Genomic DNA, 23740 nt, shown 5'->3' on the forward strand with positions numbered 1-23740 from the left:
CATGACGCTTCACCACACCCTGCTGCCCGAAGGCTGGCCGCGCCCCAAGGGCTATGCCAACGGCATCCTGGCCGAAGGGCGCATGATCTTCACCGGCGGCGTGATCGGCTGGGACGAGCAGGAAAGGATCGTTGCCGATGATCTGCCCGGCCAGTTCCGCCAGGTGCTCAGCAACATCCGTGCGATCCTCGCCGTTGCCGGTGCGGGCCCCGAGCATATCGTCCGCCTGACCTGGTACATCACTGACCGCGACGCCTATCTCGCCGCGCAGGCGGAGATCGGCGCGATCTGGCGCGAGCAGATGGGGCGCAACTACCCGGCGATGGCAGTGGTTACGGTGACCGCACTGATGGAAGCCGCAGCGAAGATCGAGATCGAGGCGACCGCAGTCCTCCCGCCACGCTGATCAATCGTCGCCGATCGCCGCCAGCCCCTTGCGGTCGCGCAGCGTGATGCGGGCATAGGCGAGATCGATCAGCCCGGCGCGGGACAGCCGCTGCAGCTCCTTGTTGAGCGTCTGGCGCGACACGCCGATCGTGCCGGCGAGATCGGACTGGCGTATGTTGAGCACATCGCTGCCCGACACCTCCGCCCCCTGCAGCAAGGTCCGCGCGAGCCGGGTGGTGACCGATTGCGACAGGCCCTGTGCGATAAAGGCAAGCGCTGTGCGCTGATGCGCGCAGACCAGCAGGCCGATGTCGCGGTACAAGCCGGGCTCGTCCGCCGCCAGCCGGTTGAACACCGGCTGCGAGAGATGCAGCAGCCGCGTCGAACCATAGGCGATCGCATCGTGCGGGCGCGGCCGGCCATCCATGGTGGAGAGCTCGCCGAACCAGGTGCCGGGACGGAGGATCAGCGCGAGCAGGTCGACGCCGCTCGCCAGATGTCCGATCAGCCGTACCTGCCCCTCCAGCACCGCCCAAAGGCCATTGGGCGGATCGTCCGCGGCATAGACCAGCTCCCCGGTCGCCACAGTCCGCACCCGTGCCTGCTCCACGATCAGCCGCCGGCGCGCGGCCGGCAGCGCGCCGAACCAGTCATCGCTCTCCAGCAGGGGAAATTCAGCGATCGTCATGCCCGCCAGCATTGCTCATCGATCGAGATTGTCAAGCAGGCGACACTCTATTCCGGCGACTCATGCTAGCCTCGGTTCCGACGCGGCGATCCGGCAAGCCCGGCGTGCCGAACGAGCGCAACGATTAGGAGAGAGACAATGGCGACCGCACAGATGATCACCCCCCGCGACCAGATCAGCGATGCGGAATGGGCATTGCGGGTCGATCTCGCCGCTGCCTACCGGCTGGTCGCGATGTTCGGCTGGGACGACCTGATCTTCACGCATTTGTCGGCGCGCGTGCCGGGACCCGAGCATCATTTCCTGATCAATCCCTATTCGCACATGTTCGAGGAAATGACCGCGTCGGCGCTGGTCAAGATCGACCTGGACGGCAACAAGGTCGGCGATTCGCTCGCGCCGGTGAACCAGGCCGGCTTCGTCATCCATTCCGCGATCCATGCCGCGCGCGAAGACGCGACCGCGGTGCTCCATCTTCACACCCCGCACGGCCAGGCGGTATCGGCAATGGCGTTCGGCCTGTTGCCGCACACCCAGACCGCGATGATCGCGCAGCACGACGTCGCCTATCACGACTTCGAAGGCATCGCGACTGACCTGGAGGAGCGCGAGCGGCTGGTCGCCGATCTCGGCACCAAGAATGCGATGATCCTGCGCAACCACGGTACGCTGACAGTTGGCGAGTCGATCCCGCAGGCGTTCATCCGGATGTATTTCCTGGAGCGCGCGTGCGAAGCGCAGATCCTGATGCTGAGCGCGGGCCGCGACAATCTCAACAATCCGGAACAGGGCGTGGCGGAGAAGGTCAAGGATCAGTCCACCGGGCCGGGCATGCGCATGCTGTCTGACCTGCTCGCCTGGCCGGCACTGCTGCGCAAGCTCGACCGGGTCAATCCGGGTTATCGCGACTGAGGCTGTTCCGAGCTCGACCTTCCGGACCTATGCGAGGTTGGTCGTAACATAAGCCCCACCGTCACCCCGGACTTGCTCCGGGGTCCACTGGGCAGCATGAGCCGCACATGCCATTTCGCGCTGCACGGTGGACCCCGGAACAAGTCCGGGGTGACGCAGCCTTTGTGGCTACGGCCGAAAAACGGCAGCGGCCGAGCTCTCCGCCCGGCCCTCACCGTTCCTTGATGGTGATGAAGCGCAGCGCCAGTGACGGGTTCTGTGCGACCAGATCAGCGAGCGGCACAGCCAGCGGGCGGTCGAAGGGATAGCCCATCGGCTTGGCGTCGGGATATTCGTCGGTCACCGCACAGAAACTCATCGAGCCGCATTGGCCCTGTTTGATCAACGCATCGTCCTTGGTCACCACCGCGAGCAGCGCGAAGCGCATCCCGGATTTGGTGCCGCGCGGATAAAGCAGATGATAGGGCCAGCCGCATTCGCACGCCGCGGCGTCGGGATGGTCATCGCCCTGCTGGTCGAAATGCAGGTCGCGCACGACATCGGGATTGGCGTGGAGCGCAGTAACCGGGCGGCGCACCAGGGTCGAATCGGTATCGGCGCGAGCCAGGACCTTTTCCTCGCCCGGTGCGATCGGTGCGGCGAACTTGTCGAGTTCGATCCACAGCCGGCGATTGTTGAGCGAGCCGTCCGCTACCCCATCGACCGCAAAGGCCGGGCACAGGAACAGGCGCACCGTCACCAGCTGCTCAGCCGCCGCGGTCGAGCGCAGCCGGACCGCAAAATGGTACGATGGATGCCACAGATAGGGATAGGTGAAGCGCGGCTGTTCCTCGACCTGCTGATCGGTGTTGAGCTGGAAAATGCCGTGGCGCAGCTCGGTCTCGATCGTATCGTGCATCGTGACCTGGAGCGGCTGGCCGTTGATCTGGCCGATCGTGCCCTGCGCCGCATTCTGGTTGAAGCGCTGGCCGCCGAACAACCCCTCGGCGAGCTGGTCGACCGTCGCGCCAAGCCCGGCGGCGGCGTTGCGGAACAATGCGCTGTCGAGGATGATCAGCCCGGCATCGTCGCCACCGCCGAATGCCACATCCGGCGCGGCGGCGAAGTCGTTGGCGGGCAATTTTTCCTGATAGGCGAAGTTGATGTCGTCGACATGGCGGTGCCAGCGCCAGAAGAAGGGATCGCGGATCGCCGCGGCGGGGTTGTACATCACGCCGCCTTCATAAGTCGCCTGGTCGGACAGGGCGGCGGTGAAGACATGGCCGAAGCCGTGATGATTGCCGTAAAAGCTGTTGTAGCCCGCGCCGCTGATGCTCTTGCCGCTGCTTTCATCGGCATGGCCAAGCGCATCGCTGCCCGGTGCGCCGTCCAGCACCAGCGACGCTCCGCCCGGCACCGCCAGTTTCAGCGTGGCGGCGGCATCCCTGAGTCGATCGCGGCGCTGTGCATGATCGGCCGGCGCGTAATTGTTGATCAGGGCAAGCTGCGCCCATTTGCCGTTGGCAGGGCGCGACAGATAGGTCACGCCGCCGATCGCCAGCCCGCCCGGATCATAGCCGACGCCAATACTGGCATCATAATCGTCGAACGGTTCGACCGGGTCGAGGCCGGCGCCGAGCCGTTCCGCGTCGTAGCGCGCCAGCATCTGTTGATGCATGTAGAAGAACAGCTCGCCGTGGCGCGGGCGGATCGAAAAGCCGGGGCTGTCGAAGCGGACATAGACGAGATGCCAATGTTCGTGATGTTCGTTGGCGAGCGGGTCTTCGCGGAACCAGTTGATCTTGTCCTCGTCCGCCGACCCGGTCGTGCCGCCGAGCGCCGGCAGCGTCCCCGTCCCTCCCGCCAGCGGGCTGGTGAGATTGACCGTCATGCGGGACATCAGGTTGGGAATGCGGACGTTGCGCGCGGCGTGGTCATGGGTGAGGAACAGCTTGGCGGCGTGATCGACCAGTCCTTCCGGATAGTTTCCCCGCAGATCGGTCGCCAGCGCGAAGGCGGCCGCCACCGCGTCATTGTCGCTGCCGTCGCGCGCGAGCGCCTCGGCCGCCGCGCGCGCCATGCGGTCGGCGACCGCGATCGCCGCCTCCATATCCTCGGCAACGAAAACGGAGAAGGCGCGGCCGGCCGGCGGCGGCGCATCCCCCGGAAGTGCCGCGAAAACCGAATCTTGCGCGCTGCGCACGACCGGTGACGTGAAGAAGGCGTCGACGCCCTTCTGGATCGGTTCGCTCATCATTTCCCCCTTTGACTGATCGGCGCGGCGCTCTTCAGGACAGCACGCGCTCCACCGGTACGCTCGCCTGGCCGACGATATCGACCGTGACATACTCCCCCGCCGAGACCGGCTGCGAATATGTGGCAGGCGTCCATTTGGTCGCATCGCCGCCGACATCGCCGGTGGTTTGGGTCGACAGGTCGAGAAGCAAGATCTTCGGGTTGATGCCCTGCGGTACGGCCGGTTTCAGTATCGGCGTCTCGTTGATCTGAGACACCTCGATCTCACCCAGAACGGTGAGCAGGTAAGCCGATCCGACCAGATCGCTGCTCTCGATCGCCTTCCAGTTCCTGCTGTTCAATACGGACATGACTATCTCCCCGGTCGCCGCTCGTTATCGATAACGCATCACAGGCGACCGGCCGTCACGGGCGGGCCCCTGGCAAGAAGCGGCGGCGACTCCGGCATACGTCCGTTTCCGGATCTGAGGATGCGTCCCGCGCAGTGCCGAGTAAAGCAATGTTGGCCAACAAGATCGGATCCGGATGCAATTGCCGGGAAAGCGCGGCAGAATAGTCGATGCGCCGTGCTGTTTTATGCTGTTATTCGTCCGAATTTTTCCGCTGCTGTTAAGTTGGATTTCGGGTGGAAAATTCCCTTTGTGGTTCAATGACTTGATACCCCGCTATGCTGTTGTTGAATAACAGCATCGGAACAGCACTTAACAGCGTGGAAAACAGCGCTGTTCCGGGCGGAACAGCAGCGGGACTTTTCGGCGTTGGGGATGATCGTCCGAGGCCGGTTGCGCCCGGCTTTTCAAACCAATTTTCACCGATTCCGACCTGCTGTCGCATAACAGGTGGCGAAACAGGTCCCGTTCCCGGCGAACAGGTCGCCGGTGGTTCGGATGTTTTCACAGTAGAAAGAGCGGCGAGCACGACCGGTCAGGGTCGCGCTTGCGAGTGGTGGTGGCATGATTGGGCGTTGGGTTGAATCAGTGAATTCATGCAAGATTGGAAACCTGACGCTTGATGCCCGCGCGCAAAAAATGCTGTCATACATTTTATTTTAGCGAGAGCGCAGCAATCTCCCTGAGAGAGGGAAATCTCCTATGTTCTGGCGCTACCTGGTTGCTGCCCTGGCATTTACCACCGCATCGGCGGCGAAGGCCGATTATTGGACTCCTCAAGCCGATATCGTCTGCAGCCGGCACGACAATGTGGCGGTTATCCGTTTCGGCGGGGCATGGAGCGGCGGTGGCTCGACGACATTCCGCACTCTCCCACACCGGATCGACGGCGGACTATCGCAATCCAGGGCGAGCAACCGCACCAACTGCAGGCTCCCGAACGGATGGCGCTTGCGGTTGCGGGACGGGCAGAAGCAAGCTTTTGCATATGGAGCCGGGGGAGCGGATCCTCCGGCCTTTTTCAGTTTGTGGATCGAGCGCCGGCATATCTTTTCGGCGAAGGAGTGGAAGCCTCACTATGATGCGGAGAATCAGCTGCAAATTACCGCGCTTGTCGTTCGGCCGAACCGCCTGACCTGGTGTCGCGCACAGGACGAGGGCCCGCAACTATGCACCGACGAACCGTTCCGGCTGGATAAAAAATATCGGGTCGATACCACCGAATATCCGGCAAACGGCCGAAAGAGGAAGGTGGGGACGTTATTGGCAACCTCGGGTGAGGCGCCGAACGGTTTTTGCCGCCAGTATCTCAAAGCGATGCGCGCCAAGATGCTCGACGATGTCGCTTTCAGCTACGCACTTTCCGGACATGAGAGCGCGCCGTTCGCGTGGGACCTCACCGCTCGCGCTCAATCATTCCCAAAGTCCGATATCCGACAGGCTGACATAGACATCGCGCCGGGAGTGCGACGGCGACTACTTCTGTGGCACGGCGAGAATCATTTTTTCGACGGCGATGTCGTCTTGGTGTTGCCGCAGGGTACAAGCACCGCAAAGCTCCTGCCGCAGATTGATTTTCCCGGCACCAATCCGGACGTCCTTGCCCTTGGCGAAGCACGTGGATGGACTCGACTCATAGGCGGAAGCCGGAATATTTATCCTCGAGTCAGCCCCCGGTATGTGCATTTCGTTCCGGAGCGCATCAAAGGTCGGCTCTATTTTCTCGCGAGCCCGACCAGCCTCGACGAGCGGCCAACAGCCATTCTGCTTGGTCTCCGCCCGAAAGGCGGCTCCCGAGTGATGTGTCGCATTCAGCGAGTCGAGCCGCACTTCTAGCGAGAGTGAATACCTACAGTTCGCCTTCCTTCAGCCGTTCCGCCACGACCGGCGCCAGCCGGTCGGCGATACGGGCGACGCCGGTGATGTTGGGGTGGATGCTGTCGGCCTGCATCAGGCTGCGGTTGCCGATCACCCCATCGAGGATGAAGGGGTAGAGCGTCGCGCCATAGTCCTTCGCCAGATCGGGAAAGATGCGGTCGAACGCCGCGACATAATCGGCGCCGAGATTGGGCGGTGCGCGCATCCCGGTCAGGATGACCGGGATTTTCCGATCACGCAGTTCACCCAGCATCGCGGCGAGATTGGCGCGGGTTTCGGCCGGGGTGATCTGGCGCAGCACGTCATTGCCGCCAAGACCGAGCAGGACCAGATCGGGTTTGCGCTTCAGATTATCGAGCGCGAAGGACAGCCGCTGGCGGCCTGCCGCCGTCGTGTCGCCGGAGACGCCGGCATTGACGATCAGCGCATTCAGGCCCTGCGCGCGAAGCCGTGCCTGGATCGCGTCGGGCAGGCTCTGGCCGCGCGCCAGACCGTAACCGGCATAAAGGCTGTCGCCGAACGCCAGCACGCTGCGTTCGGGGCCAGCGACTGGCGTAATGATCGCCGGCGCGGGTGCGTCCGGCGTCGCGGCGGCCGTGGTGTTGGTCACCGCAATCGGCTGCGGACCGCAGCTTGTGAGCAGCAGTGCTTGGAGAAGCAGCAGTCCCGCCCCATATCCGCGTCTTCCTGTCATACTTCCCGCCTTCATCAACTTCCCAGCCAGGTTTCCCTGACATGCCCAACACGTCTCCCGACGATATGGTGATCGCCGCGCGCGGAGTCACGCTGACACTGGGTGCTGCCGCCGCGCCGACCGTGATCCTGCGCGGCATTGACCTGGACGTGGCGCGCGGCACCAGCCTTGCGCTGCTTGGGCCGTCGGGGTCGGGCAAATCGTCGCTGATGGCGATCCTGTCGGGGCTCGAACGCGCCAGCTCGGGCAGCGTCGCTGTGGCGGGGCTGGAATTCGGCACGCTCGACGAGGATGCATTGGCGCGGGCGCGGCGCGGGCGGATCGGCATCGTGCTGCAAGCCTTTCACTTGCTGCCGACGATGACAGCGCGCGAAAATGTCGCGGTGCCGATGGAGCTGGCCGGAATGACCGATGCCTTTGCGCGCGCCGATGCCGAGCTGGAAGCGGTCGGGCTCGGCCACCGGCTCGACCATTATCCGGCGCAATTGTCGGGCGGCGAGCAGCAGCGCGTGGCGATCGCCCGCGCGCTCGGACCACGCCCCGATCTGGTGTTCGCCGACGAGCCGACCGGCAATCTCGACACCGCCACCGGTGCGGCGGTGATGGATCTGCTGTTCGAACGCCAGGCCGCGGCGGGCGTGACACTGGTGGTGATCACGCATGACGCGACGCTGGCCGCGCGCTGCGACCGGATCGTCGAGCTGGCCGATGGGCGGATCGTCGCGGACCGTGTGCGATGAGTGACTCCGGGAATGACTGGCGGACGGCGTGGCGGCTGGCGCGGCGCGAGATCGACCTGAAGTTTCGCGGGTTGCGGTTGTTGCTTGCCTGCCTGTTCCTTGGCGTTGGCGCGCTCGCGGCGATCGGCAGCCTCACTCAGGCGATCGACCGCGAGCTGGCGACGCGCGGCGGCGTGATCCTGGGCGGCGATGTCGAGTTCGCCATTTCGCAGCGCGGCGCCGACCCGGCTGAGCGCGCGGCGATGGCGGCGATCGGCACGGTGTCGGAAACCGCGCGGATGCAGGCGACCGCAGTCGGCGGGAGCGAGGCCACGCCGCTGATCGTGCCGGTCGAGCTGAAATCGGTTGATGCGGCCTATCCGCTTTACGGGCAATTGACGCTGCAGGGCGGGCGCGTGGTTCGCGCGCCCGGAGCGGACACAGTGTGGATCGCGCCCGCCCTGGCCGACCGGCTCGGCGCGAAGGCCGGCGACAGTTTCAAGCTGGGATCGGCGCGTTTTACGATCGGCGGAATCATCGCCGATGAGCCTGACCGGCTGGGCGAGGGATTCACGCTGGGCCCGGTGGCGATCGTCTCGCAAGCGGGCATGGCGCGCGCGGGACTGATCCAGCCGGGCAGCATGTATGAGAGCAAGTACCGCGTAAAGATGCGCGACGGTGGACAGGCCCCGGCCGCATTGGCGGCGTTCAAGGCGCGGTTCCCGGTCGCCGGCTGGGAAGCCAAGACGCGTGATCGCGCCGCACCGGGCGCCGCACGCTTTGTCGAGCGGATGGGACAGTTCCTGATGCTGGTGGCGCTGTCCGCGCTGGTGATTGCCGGGATCGGCGTCGGCAACGGTGTCTCCTCTTACCTCGCCGCACGGCGCGGGGGCATCGCCGCGCTGAAAGTGCTCGGCGCGACATCGGGCATGATCGCACGCATCTATGTGCTGCAGATCGGCGTGGTCGCGGCGGTCGGGATCCTTGCCGGACTGGTGGTCGGGGTCGGCGCCGTACCATTGATCGTAACGCTGGCCGGTGATGTCCTGCCGGTCGCGCCACGCTTCTCGGTCGAGTGGCTGCCGCTTCTGCTGGCCGCGGCCTATGGCATGCTGATCGCGCTGGCCTTTACCGCACCGCCACTGGTCGCGGCGGGCAGCGTACCGGCGGCGGGGCTGTTGCGCGGCGTGTTCGATGAGCGCACCGCACCGCTGCGCCGGACCCTGCCCTGGATGGGGGGCGCGGGCGCGGCGATCGTCGCGCTGGCCCTGTGGTCGGCGGAGCAGCCCTGGCTGACCGCCGGATTCCTCGCCGCGATGGCCGGGGTGTTGCTGGTGCTGGCCGGGTTCGGTTGGGTGGTACGCCGGGGCGCGGCGGCAGTGCCCCGCGCGCGGCGGCCCTTGCTGCGGCTGGCGATTGCCGCGCTGCACCGTCCGGGCGCACGGACCGGCGCGCTGGTCGTGGCACTTGGGCTGGGACTGACGCTGTTCGTGCTGCTGGCGGCGATCCGCACCAGCATCGACGCCAATATCGCGCAGACCGTGCCGAAGCGCGCACCGGCGCTGTTCGCGCTGGATGTGCCGCGCGACCGCGAGGCCGAGTTCCGCCGCATCGTCACCACGGTCGAACCGCACGCGGGGATCGCCACTGTACCAGCGCTGCGCGGGACGATCACCGGCTATGGCACCACGCGCGTCGCCGATCTCAAGACCATTCCCGACGGCGCCTGGGCGCTGCGCGGCGAGCGCGGGCTGACCTATGCCGCGACCTTGCCTGAGGGCAGCGCGCTGACCGCCGGGCGCTGGTGGCCAGCGCATTATGCCGGGCCGCCTTTAGTCTCGATCGACGAGCGGCTGGCGCAGGCGCTCAGCCTGAAGATCGGCGATCCGATCAGCTACAGTCTGCTCGGGGTCGAGCGCAGTGCGCGGATCGCGTCGTTCCGGCGGATCAACTGGGACACGCTCGGTTTCAACTATGTGATGGTGTTCTCGCCCAATGCGATCGCCGATGCGCCGCACAATCTCGCCGCGACGATCGACTTGCCGGCCGGGCGGGAGAGCGCAGTGATGCGCGCATTACTCGCCCCCTTCCCCTCGGTATCGGTGATCGAGGTCGGCGCCGTGCTGACTCAGGTGCGCGACCTGGTGACTCAAATGGCCGCCGCGATCACCGCTGCGACGTCCGTCGCGGTGCTCGCCGGGATTGCGGTGCTGGTCGGCGCGATCGCCGCCGCGCGCGAGGTCAGGACCTATGACAGCGTCATCCTGCGTACGCTCGGCGCGACACGGATGCAGGTGCTGGCGAGCCAGGCGATCGAATACGCCTTTCTCGGCGCGGCGCTGGCGGTGCTGGCATTACTGCTTGGACTCGGCGGCGCCTGGTATGTCGTGGTCGAATTGTTCGAGTTCGCCTGGCTGCCCGATTATGGCGCGGTTGCGGTGACGCTGGTTGCCGGGGTGGCGAGCGTAATGGCGCTCGGGCTGGCCGGGGCGTGGCCGATCCTTGGGGTACGGCCAGCGCGGGCGTTGCGGGAGCTTTAGGGCAGCATTCCACCGTCACCCCGGACTTGTTCCGGGGTCCACTGCGTCGCAAAAATTGCATGTGCGGCTCGTGCGGCACGGTGGACCCCGGAACAAGTCCGGGGTGACGTAGCCCTAGCGAAGCTGAAACCCGAGCTCGCCCAGCACGTCGCGCAGCACATGCCGGCCGGCCATCGACCGGGGTCCGCGCGTGCGTTCGCTGGCCTGGTCGCTCCAGTCGCGTTCGCTCAGGCCCTGTTCGCGCTGGAAGCTACGCAGCCGCGCGTCATAATGCCGTGCGGCCTCGACCTGCGCATCGGTCCAGGCATATTGCTCATGAAACAGCACCGATTTCTGAGGCAGGCGCGGCTTGACCGATGCCGGGCGCGCCGGATCGGGTCTGCCGACGACCAGCCCGAATAGCGGGAAGACGCGCGGCGGCAGGTCGAGCTCGGTCGCGACCTCGGCCGGCTTGTTGCGGATCCCGCCGATATAGACCGAGCCCAGGCCAAGCGATTCAAGCGCAACCACTGCATTCTGCGCGGCGATCGACGCATCGACTGCACCGAGAATGAAGCTTTCGGTATAGTCGAGTGCTTCCGGCCGCGTGCCCAAAGCCTCACCGATCCGGGTCAGCCGGTCGAAATCGATCAGCCAGACCAGCAGCAACGGCGCCTCGACGATATGCTTCTGATTGCCGGCGAGCGCGGCGAGCCGTGCCTTGCGCGCGGGCTCCTGCACCGCGACCACGCTCCATACCTGGAGGTTGGACGAGGAGGCGGCCGATTGAGCGGCGGCGACCAATGTCTCGATCGTGCCCGGATCAAGCGCATCGGGCAGATAGGCGCGGACCGAGCGGTGATCGAACAGGGTGTGCAGGATCGCGTTGTCCGTCACCTGCACCGGCGCATCGTCATGACGATAGCGCGCGCGAAGGGCATGCGCCGTGCTCATGCCTGTTCCAGCCTGGGCGTTGCGGCACGATCGGTCAGGCCATTCGCCGGCCGCCTCAGTCCGAGATTCTCGCGCAGGGTGAGGCCTTCATAGTCCTCGCGGAACAGGCCGCGACGCTGCAGGATCGGCACGACCTGATCGACGAAATCGGTCAGCCCGGTCGGGAGGATCGGCGGCATGATGTTGAACCCGTCGGCCGCCTCACCCTCGAACCAGGACTGGATCACATCGGCGATCTGTTCGGGCGTGCCGACACTGGTGAGATGTCCGCGCGCGGTCGAGACCTGGCGGTAGAGCTGGCGCAAGGTCGGCCGCTCGCGCTCGACCAGGTCGGAGACGAGCTTGAGCCGGCTCTTGTTGCCATTGGTGTCGCTGGGCAAGGGCGGTGCGATGTCGTCGAGCGAATAACCCGACAGGTCGAAGCCCTGATAGTGCCGCCGCAGGATGCCCCACGCGACCGCCGGATGGACCAGCGACTGGAGTTCCTCGTAATTGGCCTCGGCTTCCGCTTCGGTCCCGCCAAGCACCGGAAAGATTCCCGGCATGACCAGCAGATCCTCCGCGCGGCGGCCATAACGCGGCAGGCGCGCCTTCAGGTCGCGGTAGAAATCCTGTGCATCGGCGAGGATCAGATTGGCGGTGAAGACCACTTCCGCGGTGCGTGCGGCAAGTTCGCGGCCCGGCTCCGACGCGCCGGCCTGCACGATCACCGGATAGCCTTGCGGCGGGCGGGCGATGTTGAGCGGGCCGCGCACCTGGAAATGCGTGCCCTGATGGCCGAGGACATGGAATTTATCGGTGTCGAGGAACACACCCGCCGCGCGGTCGCGCACGAAGGCGTCGTCCTCGTAACTGTCCCACAGTCCCTTCACGACATCGATATATTCCTCGGCGCGTTCATAGCGGCGCGAATGTTCGAGATGCGCGGACTGGCTGAAATTCGCCGACACATCGGCGCCAGTGGTGACGACGTTCCACGCCGCGCGCCCGCCCGAAATCCAGTCGAGCGAGGCGAATTTGCGCGCCGTGGTGTACGGGTCCTCATAGGTTGTGGTCGAGGTCGCGACGAAGCCGACCCGCTCGGTCACCTGCGACAATGCCGACCATAAGGTGATCGGCTCGAAATGCGCCGCCTTGGCGTTCTGGCGAAAGGCCGATTCATCGGTGAAATCGGCATAGCCGCCGGGACTGTCGGCGACGAACACCAGGTCGAACTTGCCGCGCTCGGCAGTCTGGGCGAGCAATTTATAATGGTCGAGATTATGGCCGGCATCGGCCTGGGTCGCTGGATGCAGCCAGGCCGAGACATGATGGCCGGTCGCCTGAAGAAAGGCACCCAGGCGCAGTTTGCGGTTGGTGTGGCTCATGCGGTGATCCTTGCTCTGTCGGAGGGGGAAGCGGCGTAGGGGGACGCGCCGGACTCGGTCTCGACACCGAGCAAGCCGAGCAGCTCGTGCTGGAGCGCGGCGAAGCGCTCGCGGCGGGCGGGGCCGGCAGGCGGCAACGCCACCCGGATGTCGGCGACGATGCGGCCCTGGTCGAGCACCACCACCCGGTCGGCGAGCTCGATCGCCTCATCCACATCATGAGTGACGAGCAGCACGGCGGGGTTGTGCGCCGCGGACAGGCGGCGCAGCAGGACATGCATGCGAATGCGGGTGAGCGCGTCGAGCGCACCGAACGGCTCGTCGGCGAGCAGCAGTTCGGGGCGGCGCACCAGCGAGCGGGCGAGCGCGACGCGCTGCTGCTCCCCGCCCGACAATTCATAAGGCCAGGAGCGTTCGCGCCCGTCGAGTTCAACCTCGGCCAGTGCCTCGAGCCCGCGCTGCCGCGCATTGGCGCCGTCGAGCCCGAGCACGACATTGTCGAGCACGCGCTTCCATGGCAACAGCCGCGCGTCCTGGAAGATCACCGACAGCCGATCGGGCACGACCAGCTCGCCCGACCCTTCGGCTTCATGATCGAGACCGGCGAGCGCGCGCAACAAGGTGCTCTTGCCCGAACCGCTGCGGCCAAGCAGCGCGACGAATTCGCCCGCGCCGATATCCAGGTCGATGCCGTCGAGCACGCCCTTTTTGGTGAAGCGGCGGACCAAGCCGCGGATGCGGACGACGCTCATGCGCCAAGCGTCCGGCGCCACACCAGAGCGCGGCGCTGGATCACCCGCACCACCGCATCGGAGCCGAGCCCAAGCAGCGCATAGACCACCAGCCCCACCAGCATCACATCGGTCTGGGCATAGTTGCGGGCCAGCGTGATCATATAACCGATGCCGCTGGTCGCATTGAGCTGCTCGACCACCACCAGCGCGAGCCAGGCCGCGGTCACGCCGAAACGCAGGCCGAGCAGCATGCCGGGCAGTGCGCCGGGCAGCACGACATGGCGGATAAAGGCGACGCGGCCGAGCCCCAATGTCTCGGCCAGCTCGACCTGCTTAAGGTCGATCGCGCGGAGCGCGCTGTGAGTGTGGATATAGATTGGCGCAAATACCGTGACGGCGATGACCGTGACCTTCATCGCTTCGCCGACGCCGAACCACAGGATCATGAACGGGATCAGCGCAAGTACCGGGATGCCGCGTTTGAGCTGTACCAGCCCGTCGATCACATAACCGCCGAGCAGGCTCAGCCCCGAGATCAATGCGAGGAGCACGCCGGCAAGCGTGCCGAACGCCAGCCCCTGCCCCGCGCGCCACGCCGATACGGCGAGATTTTCCTGCAGCCGCCCATCGCGGACCAGCTCGATCCCGGCGGTGACCGCAGTCCAGGGCGCGGGCAGAGTCCGCGTGTCGAGAAAGCCGGTGAGCGAGAAGACCGACCAATAGATCAGCAGCAGCACCGGCCCGAGCACCCAGCCCCAAGCCAGCGGCGTGTCGAGCCCGAGCCGGCGGTTGCGGCGCTGGACGGGCGCTTCGATCACACCCCGGGGAAATATCACTTCCGTGATGGCCGGAAGCGTTGCGATATTGGGGAAGGGCGCGTTCATGACAGCTCCTTTCAATGGTCGGCGGCCAGGCCGGCGGCGAAACCGTTGGCGGCGATTTCCTCGAAGCGGCGATCGAACAAGGTGGCGGCGTCGATGCGCGGCTTGTCCATTTCCGGAGCGAGCAGGTCGATTGCAGCCTGTTGATAGGCGATCGGCTGATCCCAGCCGCGCGCCACCTCGATATCGCCGGCCGCGGCGAGGATCAGCTTCGCATCGGCGAGCGGCAGGCCCTGATGCGCGACATAATAGCCGCGCGCGAGTTCATCGCGGTGAGTCTGCTGCCAGGCCTGGGCGCGGCCCCACCAATGCACGAACTGCCGGAGTGCCGCCGCCTTGGCCGGATCATGTACGACCTCCGCAGGAACATAGGCGAGCACCGCATCGTCGCGAAATTGGGGATGGGGGATGATCTTCGCGCCATCCTTCGCGAACTTGCGCAAATAGCGTTCGGCGACGATGCCGCTGCCGATCGGCGCGACATCGACGAGATTGCTGGCGAGCGCGCTGGTATAGACATCGCCGCCGATGCTTGACGGCAGCTCGACCAGCGTCACGTCACCTTTGGTCAGGCCGAGCGCTTTCAGCGTCTGCAGCACGACCTGGCTCTGCACCTGGCTCGGGCTGAACGCGATGCGCTTACCGCGCAGATCGGCGAGCGTCCGGATCCCCGCCTTGGGCGCAATGGCGAGCACGAAGGCGGGGTGCTTGAGCGGATCGAGCCGCTGGCGAAAGGCGATGATCCGCACCGGCAAGCCAACCCAGGTAGCGTGGATCGGCGGCACATTCGCGCCGAGCCCGACATCGAGCGCTCTTGCATGGAACGCCTCGGTCACATCGGGCCCGCCGGTGATCTGCGCCCATTTCACCGTGAAAGGCAGCTTCTTGTCCCAGCCGAGATGCTCGAACACCCACTCAGTGACCGGATCGCCGACCACCAGCACGGTCCCTTTGGGCACGGCGTCGGGCAGCGGCGCCGTCTCCGCCAGGTCGCCACTGCTGTCGCGCGGCGGCTGGCGGTTGGGGGCGAAGGCGAAGAGCAGGCCGATACTGACCACGACGAACGCGGCCAGGCCGAGAAAGCCCCAGGGCCGGTTCGTCGTCGTCGCGCGCGGCATCAGCCGAGCACGTTGAACAGCTCGCCTTCCAGCGGCTGCGAGACAAAGCCATCGGCACCGCGCGGTAGCTCACCGGCAACGGTGATGCGCCGCACCGCGCGCGGCAGGTCGAAGTTCGAATAATCTATCGGCCCGGCATGAGCGACCGCCTGATTGTCCCACACGACCAGCGATTTGGGCCGCCAGTGGAATCGGACCTGATATTCCGGCCGGGTCGCTTCGTAGAATAGCAGGTCGAGCAGCGCCTTGCTCTCCGGCTCCTTCAATCCGACGATATGGCTGATCGTGCCGGGGTTGAGGAACAACAGTTTCTCGCCGGTTTCGGGATGGATGCGCACCAGCGGATGGAGCGACACGAACGGGCCGGTCGAGCGGCCGTCGCGGCGCGGCTTGCTGCCGGCGGAATCATAGCCGCTGGTGCGGTGGACCGCCTGCAGCCCATCGATCAGCGAGCGGATCGGGGCGGAGAGCCCTTCATAGGCAGCAATCAGATTGGCGAATAATGTGTCGCCGCCATAGGGTGGAATCTCCACGCCGTGCAGGATCGAATAGCGGTTGGGATTGGCGACGAAGGTGATGTCGATATGCCAGCCCTTGTAATCGCGCGGCGGCTCGCGGCCCGGCGGGGCGGTGTCGTTGCGGGTGCGGCGCTGGCGATATTCCTCGACGCTGCGCTCCCAGATCTCGGGATGATCCTCCAGCCCCTCGGCGATCGGGTGCGCCGGGGTGAGCGGCCCGAAGGCGCGGCCGAACGCCTTGAGCTGATCATTGTCGATCTGCTGGTCGCGGAAGAACACCACGCGCCAGTCGTGCAGCGCCTTTTGGATGTCGGCGGCGGTTTCGGGGTCGATCGGCTGGCGCAGGTCGACGCCGGAAATTTCCGCGCCGATCACCGGGGTGACCGGATCGACGGTGATGCGGCTGTAGCTGAAGCGATCAGCGGGATCGGGGCGGATGGCGGTGGCGATGTTCATGGCGGTTCCTTTCCAGAGACGACAGGTCGAAAAGCGGTAGGTCAGGCGGGAACGGGTTCAGGTGGCACCAGCCTGAGGCTCTCGGCCGGGTAGCGCGCGCCGGTGGTGGCGCCGCGCGGGAAGGCGGCCTCGAGCGCGGCGAGCGCATCGGCGTCGAGCACCAGATCGTTGGCCGCCCAATTCGCTTCGAGATGCGCGATGTGGCGCGTGCCCGGGATCGGCACGACATCGCGCGACAGCACCCAGGCGAGGCTCACCTGCGCGGCACTGGCACCGATCTGCGCCGCAACGCGGTCGATCACATCGCGGCGGCGGCTGTTGGCAGCGACCGCCTCGGGCTGAAAGCGCGGATGCAGGCGGCGGCGATCGTCGGGATCAGTCACCTCGGCGCCGGCAAGGAAGCCCCGGCCGAGCGGGCTATAGGCGACGAAGCCAATGCCCAGTTCGCGCACGGTCGGCAGGATCTCGACCTCCACGTCACGCGTCCAGAGCGAATATTCGCTCTGCAGCGCGGTCAGCGGATAGGTGGCGTGGCCGCGGCGAATGCCGTCCGCGCTTGCCTCGGACACGCCGACACCGCCGATCTTGCCTTCATCGACCAGCCGGCCGAGCTCACCGATCGATTCTTCGATTGCGATGTCGGGATCGACGCGGTGGAGATAATAAAGATCGATGCGCTCGACACCGAGCCGCTTGAGGCTCGCCTCGACGGCGTCGCGCGGCCGCACCGGTTCGACCGCTGCGCCGCCGCCATTGGGGCGATGGACGAATTTGCTGGCGAGGATGAGCTCATCGCGCCGCGCCGCGATCGCCTGGCCAAGCAGTTCCTCATTATGGCCATTGCCGTAACCGGTCGCCGTATCGAAAAAAGTGACGCCGAGATCGATCGCGCGGTGGATCGTGCGAATCGACGCGGCGTCGTCGGCCTGCCCATAGCTGTGCGATAACCCCATCGCGCCAAAACCCTGTCGGCTGACGCTGATCTTTCCGATTTCCGGCATGCCCTACTCCATCGCTGCGGCGACCCGCCGCCGTTCCGAACCCTCAGGGTGCGCGCGTCGGGCTGATCGGCGAACGTAGAAAATCTTTTCCGGCCGACAGAATCCATACTGATCTTATGGGAATTAAAGATCAAGCCAAACCATATCGTCGTTCGGACCGACACTTATCGCGCATGGCCCGGAAATTGCATTTAATATCTGTATCATCGGTGGAGCAGACGAACGGAAATATACCGCCATAATGGATGTGACCGGAGAAAATCTATCACTCTGCCAAGAGGAAAACCGGCTTAATTCCGATTGACTAGATAGGAATTAGAACGGCACCAGTCCGGCGCTGACCGGGCCGCCGCCACGAGCGGATGTCAGCCACCCCATCGGAGCGGATCATTCGAAGTCGAGGTATCATCATGCACATCTCTCATCGCCGCGCGCTGCTCCTGTCCTGTGCTGCCGGCATGGCGATGTTCGCCGCGCCGGCCCTTGCCAGCAATACAGATCCGGTGCCGGCAGTAGCCGAAACCGACGCCGCAGAAGGCGCAGAAGGCGGCGAGATCATCGTCACCGCACGCCGCCAGTCGGAACGCGCGCAAGACGTACCGATCGCACTCTCGGTACTGACCGGCGCATCGCTGGAGCGCACCGGCGGCTATACGCTGACCGATGTGCAGTTCCAGACGCCGAGCCTGACCGCCTATAATTCCAACCCGCGCAACAGCTCGATCGGCATTCGCGGCATCGGCGTCTCCTCCGCCTCAGACGGCCTCGATACCTCGGTCGGCGTGTATATCGACAATGTCTATCTCGGCCGCCCGGGCATGGCACTGTCCGACCTGATCGATGTCGACCGGGTCGAGGTGCTGCGCGGGCCGCAGGGCACCCTGTTCGGGCGCAACAATTCGGCCGGTGTGCTCAACATCACCACGCGCAAGCCCGAATTCAGCTTTGGGAGCACCGCCGAATTGTCGGCGGGTAATTATGGCTATAATCAGGAACGCGTCAGCGTGACCGGGCCGCTGATCGACGGGTTGCTTGCCTTTCGCGTGACCGGATTCAACACGCACCGGAACGGCGTGCTGGACAATATCAAGACCGGGCTCGACGCCAATAGCGTGGGACGGGCCGGCGGGCGTATCCAGTTACTGGCAACCCCGGCGAGCAACCTGACGCTGCGCCTGATCGCCGATTATTCGATGGAGGACGACAGCTGCTGCGTCAGCGCAACCAAGCTGGTGCTGCCCGCCAGCCTCAGCGCGACCACCGGCCGCACGCTGCAGGCGCTTGCCGCACTGGGCTACACGCCTGCGCGCAGCCTCGATTTCACGCGCAACAATTCGCCGCAGAACATGAAGACTGACCAAAAGGGCGTGTCGTTCCAGGCCGACTGGGATCTCGGTTTTGCCAGCCTCACCTCGATCTCGGCCTGGCGCTACTGGCATTTCAGCCCGTTGCAGGACAGCGACGGCACGCCGCTCGACGTGATCCAGGTCAATGTCGCGCAGACCAAGGACGACCAATATTCGCAAGAAGTCCGGCTGGCGTCACGACCCGGCCGTTTCACCTGGCAGGTCGGCGCCTATCTGTTCCACCAGCGGCTGAAGGATCATTTCATCCTCAACCAGTTCGGCACCGATGCGAGCAATTTCTATACGACCTATGCGCGTCTCGCCAATCCCGCCGCGCCTGCAGTCACGATCGCGCCGGGGTCGCAGTATCTCGACGATGTCGACACCACGGTCGACAGCGTCGCCGCATTCGCACAGGCCAATTTCGCGGTGACCGACCGCCTCACACTGACCGGCGGCATCCGCTACACGCACGACAAGCGATCCGGCACATCGGACACGTCGACTGTCGGTACGCCCTATGTCCCGACCTCGATCCCGTTCCACTATGATGTGTCGGTCACTGACGATAATGTCTCCTACCTCGCCAGCATCTCGTACAAGCTGGCCACCGACGTCCTCGCCTATGCTTCCTATTCCACCGGCTACAAGGGATCGGGCCTCAACCTGAACGCCGCGGTCTCGGCGGGCACGCCGCTGGTGCTGGCGCCAGAAAAGGTCAGGAACTGGGAGCTCGGGTTGAAGAGCCAGTTGTTCGACCGGCGACTGACGCTCAACCTCAGCGCCTTTTCGACTGACCTGTCGGGGCTGCAGGCCAATATCGTCCCGACCAACGGCAATCGTTCCTATCTCGCCAATGTCGGCGATGTGCGCTCGCGCGGGGTGGAGGTCGACGCATCGCTGCTCGCCACCGACAATCTGACGCTCAGCGCCAACGGGTCGTACAACCGCGCAATCTATAAAAGCTATGCCAATGCGCCTTGCCCGGTCGGCATTACCGGTGTGTGCGACTTGACCGGTAAGCCATTGTTCCAGGCACCCAAATGGGTCGGCAATGCGACGATCGATTATCATGTAGAGCTGGCCAACGGCCTGCGCCCCTATGCCCTGGCGCAGATCAGCTATCGCTCCAGCACGTTTGGTACCGCCGATGCCGGCCCGTACAGCCGGATCGACGGCTATGCGCTGGCCAATTTCCGCATCGGCACCGCATTCGCCAAGGGCCGTTACGACCTGTCGGCCTGGATCAGCAATGCGTTCGACAAGAAATATTTCCAGAACCTGTCGACCACGGCGATCGTCGGTACGTCGCCCTTCGCCTATGCCGGGCAATTGGGCACGCCGCGCACCATCGGCGCGACATTGCGGGCCAGTTTCTAGGCCCGCCGCTCTGCCGCACACCTACAGAGTCCAGTCGAGCTCCAGCCAGAATTTGTCGGTGTCAGTCGCGACGCTGTCAGCGCGGTAGCGGGCATAGCGCGCCGACAGCGTGGCGTGGTCGCGCTTCACACTGGCGAGCAGATCCCATTCGTCGCCATAGTGTTGGCCGAGCCGGTCGCTGTCGAAGCGATGATAAGCCGCCGACAGTGCGATCATATCGAGCGGGCCGGTTTCGCGCCAGCTGTAACCGGCGGCGGCGTACAGGTCGCGAATGCCGTTCGGCGGGGTTGTGGTGAACTTGTCGGCCCAGCCCTGGAACTTGAACAGGCTGGACAAAGGCGTCTGTACGCTGGTCAGCGCGACGCCGCGATCGGCGCCGAGTATTTCATAGCCGCCAGTGACGATCAGGCTGTTCACTGTCACACTCGCTTCGCCGAACCAGTAATCGGCGGCATAATTGTTGGGGTTGCGGTGATAATCGCTTTGCCGCGCCCAGCTGGCGACATAGCCGAGCCTGACCGACGGGCTGAGCGGCACGCTACCCGCAAGACGCAGGCCATAGGTCTGGCTCGACAGGCGAAAGCCCTGCACCACCACCTCGTCCTGATCGACCAGATAGGCAAAACCGGTCAGCGTGCCGATCTTTCCGGCATAGCCGAGCAGCGCGAAGACATTGTTACCGCTGACCGCCGGCTGACGCGCGCCGGTGCCGTCGATGCCGTTCACGGTGCGGTCCGACCAGGCATAGCTGATATCGGCAAACGGCCCCTTCAGCCCGCCCCATTGCAGTCGCGCCGCATCATAGGTCTGCTGGTTCTGGCGAAAGTTGGACGACCCGACAAAGCGCTGGTCGCCCAGTTCGATCAGCTGGCGGCCGGCCGTGGCCGTAATGCCATGCGCTGCGTAGCGCAGTTGCGCTCGGTTGAGTTCGATATTCTGCGGATCGACCACCAGCGGATAGGCAACCTTGCCATTGGTCCCGCTATTATACTGCTCGGTGATCGCAAGCGTCGCCTCGCTTTCGACCAGCACCGACCATGGTCCCCTGCTCGCCTGCACCCCATTGCGGATGCGCAGGGTGAGCGCATCCGCGGCATCCGCCAGACCGTCCTGGTCGACCCGCTCATAGCGTAGCCGCGCATCGACTAAAGGCTTGAGTTCGACCTGCTGCGCGTGAGCCGTCTGGCTCCACGCAGCCAGCATCGCGAGCCCGATCGCCCGCGCCACCTTTCTGTTCACCCGACGCCTCCGGCTCAGGCGGGGTCGGCGGCAAGCCGAGCATCGATCGCGCCCAGTTCACCCGAAGCGCGGGCCTTTTTACCATAGACGAGCTCGAACAGCGGCCCGGCCATCATCGTCGTCACGATCGCCATCAGCACCAGCATCGAGAACAGCGCCGGTCCGATAATGCCTTTCTGCAGACCGATATTGATGATGATCAGCTCCATCAGCCCGCGCGAGTTCATTAGGGCACCGATACCGAGCGAGGTGCGGTTGTCCTCGCCGGACAGGCGCGCCGCGAGATAGCAGGCGCCACCCTTGGCCAGGATCGACGCGGCAAGAATGCCAAGCGCAACGAGCAGCAGGGTCGGCGAATTGACCATGTCCATACGCGTGTTGAGGCCGGAGAAAGTGAAAAACATTGGCAGCAGCAGGACCACGGCCAGCGGCTCCACCTTGCGCTTGAGCTCGGTCACGAACAGGCCTCGCGGCATCACGGTGCCGAGGATGAAACCGCCGAAGATGGCATGGATGCCGATCGCGTCCATCAAGAAGGCAGACAGGCAGAACAGCGCGAGCGTGATCGCCAGCACGGTCAGGCTCATCTCACCCTCGCGCTCGACCTTGCGGCCAAGTGGTGCGAGCAGCCTTTTGCCGAACAGGATGATGAAGGTCACATAGAGCAGGCCGCCACCGATCGCGAGCAGTGCGACGCCCGGACCGCCGCCGAACGTGGCGAGCACGATCGCCAGCACGCACCAGGAACAGGCATCGTCGAACGCCCCGGCGGTCAGCGACAGCGTGCCGAGCGAAGAATCAGCCAGCCCACGTTCGTTGATGATCCGCGCCAGCATCGGAAAGGCCGTCAGTGCAATGCACGCGCCCATGAAGAGCGTCGCGTTGAGCTGCGAAATGCCTGTCGCGAACAGCCCGGGCACGCCAAGCAGCCAGGGGGTGATGATTACGGCGATGATGAACGGCGCGATGATGCCGGCCAGCGACACGCCGAACGCGCTCTTCGCTTTGGAACGGAAATGGTCGACCTTCAGCGTCGTGCCGACCAGGAACATGTAAAGTCCGACGCCGAGCTGCGCACCGGCATAGAGGACGCTCTTGGTCTCCTTGGGAAACAGCGTGCCCTGCAGCCCGGGAAAGAGCAGGCCGAGCAGCGACGGGCCAAGCACCACGCCCGCGATCATCTCGCCGACCACCTGGGGCTGGCCAAGCAGCTTCTGCCCGAGCCAGCCGACCACGCGGCAGGTGAGCAGGATGACGGCGAGCTGGAGGAAAAAATGCACGCTGAAATCGCCCGGCGCGAAGCTCTTCGCCGCCGCCTGGACGGCGGGTCCGTGCGGCGACAGCACGTCGCCCAACGTCGTTAGCGTGCTGTCGATCAGCCCCTGAGCCATCTGTCATCCCCCGTACGACCGCATCTTTTGCGGCTCGTACAGAAGGAGAAACCAGGTGGGTGTTGCTGCGCAATGCAAAATCGCGCAAAATGGGAACGTTCTCACGATTTTCCGACCGATCCGGCATAATCTGTTGCGGGCTCGTCACAGCGTAGGTACGTACCTACATCAATTCGGCCATTCGAACCCGAGAGCGAGACTTGTGAAACGCTTCACCAGCCGCGAGTTCAATCAGGATGTGAGCAGCGCCAAGCGCGCCGCGCGACTCGAACCGGTGTTCGTGACCGATCGCGGCCGGCCAACCCATGTGCTGATCAGCATCGACGCATTCCGTACCTTGTCGGGCCAGACCGAGGGGATGGCCGACATGCTCGCTGCATCCGGCCTGCCCGATCCCGATTTCGCCGCGGCCCGGTTCGGCGGCGGAGATCGCGGCTGATGTACCTGCTCGACACCGATCTGGCGTTCGAGCTGCACAAGATTCGCAGTGGCGGGACCGATCCCGGCTTCTCCGCCTGGGTTGCCGGTGTCGCACAGACCAGCCTGTTCCTGTCGATACTGACTCCGATCGAGATCGAGACCGCCGCAGCGACGCTGACCCGGCGGGACAAGGCGGGAGCCGCCGCATTGCGCGACTGGGCGGAGCGCCAGCTGCTCGGCGCGTTCAAGGGGCGCGTGCTGCCGCTCGACGCCGTGGTGGCGTCGCGGCGCGCGCAGCTTGGCTACACCGATATGCGCGACGGCCTGTTCGCCGCGACGGCGCTGGTGCATGGGCTGACACTGGTGACGCGGCGCCCGGCGGCATTCAAGACCGGCCGGATCAAGCTGTTCAACCCCTGGGGCTATACCCCCGACGACAGTGACGATCATGACTGGCGCCAGGCCGCGCGCGGCGGCCCGGTCTGGCTCAAGAGCCTGTTCGTTCGTGGCTGAG

21 protein-coding genes are annotated in these 23740 nt (G+C 65.2%); 8 read left to right on the top strand and 13 right to left on the bottom strand.

The features are described from left to right. Window position 1: 1 nt before the first annotated feature. Window positions 2-406, top strand: coding sequence for a RidA family protein (locus ACRECS_RS00115; protein ID WP_431580917.1), 405 nt, complete (start codon window positions 2-4; stop codon window positions 404-406). Here ACRECS_RS00115 and ACRECS_RS00120 read toward each other — a convergent pair whose 3' ends face one another. Further along, on the bottom strand, window positions 407-1075 hold the full coding sequence (locus ACRECS_RS00120) for a Crp/Fnr family transcriptional regulator (protein ID WP_431580918.1): 669 nt from the start codon (window positions 1073-1075) through the stop codon (window positions 407-409). Window positions 1076-1213: 138 nt separating this feature from the next. On the opposite strand from ACRECS_RS00120, the gene ACRECS_RS00125 reads away from it, so the two are divergent. Next, window positions 1214-1987 (top strand): class II aldolase/adducin family protein, encoded by a 774-nt coding sequence (locus ACRECS_RS00125; protein WP_431580919.1) that lies wholly within the window; start codon window positions 1214-1216, stop codon window positions 1985-1987. A 211-nt stretch (window positions 1988-2198) separates the two neighbouring features. Here the strand turns inward: ACRECS_RS00125 and ACRECS_RS00130 are convergent, their stop codons facing one another. After that, window positions 2199-4220, bottom strand: a complete 2022-nt coding sequence (locus ACRECS_RS00130) for a hypothetical protein (protein ID WP_431580920.1) — start codon at window positions 4218-4220, stop codon at window positions 2199-2201. Between the two features lie 34 nt (window positions 4221-4254). Next, on the bottom strand, window positions 4255-4572 hold the full coding sequence (locus ACRECS_RS00135; RefSeq protein WP_431580921.1) for a hypothetical protein: 318 nt from the start codon (window positions 4570-4572) through the stop codon (window positions 4255-4257). A 741-nt stretch (window positions 4573-5313) separates the two neighbouring features. On the opposite strand from ACRECS_RS00135, the gene ACRECS_RS00140 reads away from it, so the two are divergent. Continuing rightward, window positions 5314-6447: a hypothetical protein gene (locus ACRECS_RS00140; protein WP_431580922.1), complete on the top strand. Its 1134-nt coding sequence runs from the start codon at window positions 5314-5316 to the stop codon at window positions 6445-6447. 13 nt (window positions 6448-6460) lie between these two features. On the opposite strand, the gene ACRECS_RS00145 is transcribed toward ACRECS_RS00140, so the two are convergent. After that, complete coding sequence (locus ACRECS_RS00145) at window positions 6461-7183, bottom strand: arylesterase (RefSeq protein ID WP_431580923.1); 723 nt, start codon at window positions 7181-7183, stop codon at window positions 6461-6463. Window positions 7184-7224: 41 nt separating this feature from the next. On the opposite strand from ACRECS_RS00145, the gene ACRECS_RS00150 reads away from it, so the two are divergent. Then, the gene (locus tag ACRECS_RS00150) at window positions 7225-7923 is read left to right on the top strand and encodes an ABC transporter ATP-binding protein (RefSeq protein WP_431580924.1); all 699 of its coding nucleotides are present in this window, start codon (window positions 7225-7227) and stop codon (window positions 7921-7923) included. Next, window positions 7920-10442, top strand: coding sequence for an ABC transporter permease (locus ACRECS_RS00155; RefSeq protein ID WP_431580925.1), 2523 nt, complete (start codon window positions 7920-7922; stop codon window positions 10440-10442). The genes ACRECS_RS00150 and ACRECS_RS00155 overlap by 4 nt, the downstream gene beginning before the upstream one ends. 114 nt (window positions 10443-10556) lie before the next feature. Here ACRECS_RS00155 and ACRECS_RS00160 read toward each other — a convergent pair whose 3' ends face one another. The 7 genes from ACRECS_RS00160 to ACRECS_RS00190 are packed head-to-tail and all read right to left on the bottom strand — an operon-like array spanning window position 10557 to window position 17450. Then, entirely contained in the window at window positions 10557-11375 is an 819-nt protein-coding gene (locus tag ACRECS_RS00160; protein WP_431580926.1) for a nitroreductase family protein, read from the bottom strand. Next, window positions 11372-12742 carry an LLM class flavin-dependent oxidoreductase gene (locus ACRECS_RS00165; RefSeq protein WP_431580927.1) on the bottom strand — a complete coding sequence of 457 codons (1371 nt, stop codon included), beginning with the start codon at window positions 12740-12742 and terminating at the stop codon, window positions 11372-11374. The genes ACRECS_RS00160 and ACRECS_RS00165 overlap by 4 nt, the downstream gene beginning before the upstream one ends. After that, complete coding sequence (locus ACRECS_RS00170; RefSeq protein ID WP_431580928.1) at window positions 12739-13494, bottom strand: ABC transporter ATP-binding protein; 756 nt, start codon at window positions 13492-13494, stop codon at window positions 12739-12741. The genes ACRECS_RS00165 and ACRECS_RS00170 overlap by 4 nt, the downstream gene beginning before the upstream one ends. Then, entirely contained in the window at window positions 13491-14360 is an 870-nt protein-coding gene (locus ACRECS_RS00175) for an ABC transporter permease (RefSeq protein WP_431580929.1), read from the bottom strand. Before ACRECS_RS00175 ends, ACRECS_RS00170 begins: the two co-directional genes overlap by 4 nt. An 11-nt stretch (window positions 14361-14371) precedes the next feature. Further along, complete coding sequence (locus ACRECS_RS00180) at window positions 14372-15475, bottom strand: ABC transporter substrate-binding protein (protein WP_431580930.1); 1104 nt, start codon at window positions 15473-15475, stop codon at window positions 14372-14374. Further along, window positions 15475-16449, bottom strand: a complete 975-nt coding sequence (locus ACRECS_RS00185; protein WP_431580931.1) for a TauD/TfdA dioxygenase family protein — start codon at window positions 16447-16449, stop codon at window positions 15475-15477. The genes ACRECS_RS00180 and ACRECS_RS00185 overlap by 1 nt, the downstream gene beginning before the upstream one ends. Before the next feature lie 41 nt (window positions 16450-16490). After that, window positions 16491-17450, bottom strand: coding sequence for an aldo/keto reductase (locus ACRECS_RS00190; protein WP_431580932.1), 960 nt, complete (start codon window positions 17448-17450; stop codon window positions 16491-16493). 410 nt (window positions 17451-17860) lie between these two features. Here ACRECS_RS00190 and ACRECS_RS00195 point away from each other — a divergent pair, with 410 nt between their 5' ends. Beyond that, a complete protein-coding gene (locus ACRECS_RS00195) occupies window positions 17861-20176 on the top strand; it encodes a TonB-dependent receptor (RefSeq protein ID WP_431580933.1) in 2316 nt (771 codons plus the stop codon). A gap of 21 nt (window positions 20177-20197) precedes the next feature. Here the strand turns inward: ACRECS_RS00195 and ACRECS_RS00200 are convergent, their stop codons facing one another. Both ACRECS_RS00200 and ACRECS_RS00205 read right to left on the bottom strand, forming a co-directional pair. Further along, the gene (locus ACRECS_RS00200) at window positions 20198-21379 is read right to left on the bottom strand and encodes an alginate export family protein (RefSeq protein WP_431581117.1); all 1182 of its coding nucleotides are present in this window, start codon (window positions 21377-21379) and stop codon (window positions 20198-20200) included. Between the two features lie 50 nt (window positions 21380-21429). Then, complete coding sequence (locus ACRECS_RS00205) at window positions 21430-22806, bottom strand: cation:proton antiporter (protein WP_431580934.1); 1377 nt, start codon at window positions 22804-22806, stop codon at window positions 21430-21432. A gap of 202 nt (window positions 22807-23008) precedes the next feature. On the opposite strand from ACRECS_RS00205, the gene ACRECS_RS00210 reads away from it, so the two are divergent. Together ACRECS_RS00210 and ACRECS_RS00215 are read left to right on the top strand one after the other, a co-directional pair. Next, window positions 23009-23245, top strand: a complete 237-nt coding sequence (locus ACRECS_RS00210; RefSeq protein ID WP_431580935.1) for a type II toxin-antitoxin system prevent-host-death family antitoxin — start codon at window positions 23009-23011, stop codon at window positions 23243-23245. After that, window positions 23245-23739 (top strand): PIN domain-containing protein, encoded by a 495-nt coding sequence (locus ACRECS_RS00215; protein WP_431580936.1) that lies wholly within the window; start codon window positions 23245-23247, stop codon window positions 23737-23739. Before ACRECS_RS00210 ends, ACRECS_RS00215 begins: the two co-directional genes overlap by 1 nt. Window position 23740 lies beyond the last annotated feature (1 nt).

The organism is Sphingomonas sp. (assembly GCF_050725575.1).
Taxonomy (GTDB): domain Bacteria; phylum Pseudomonadota; class Alphaproteobacteria; order Sphingomonadales; family Sphingomonadaceae; genus Sphingomonas.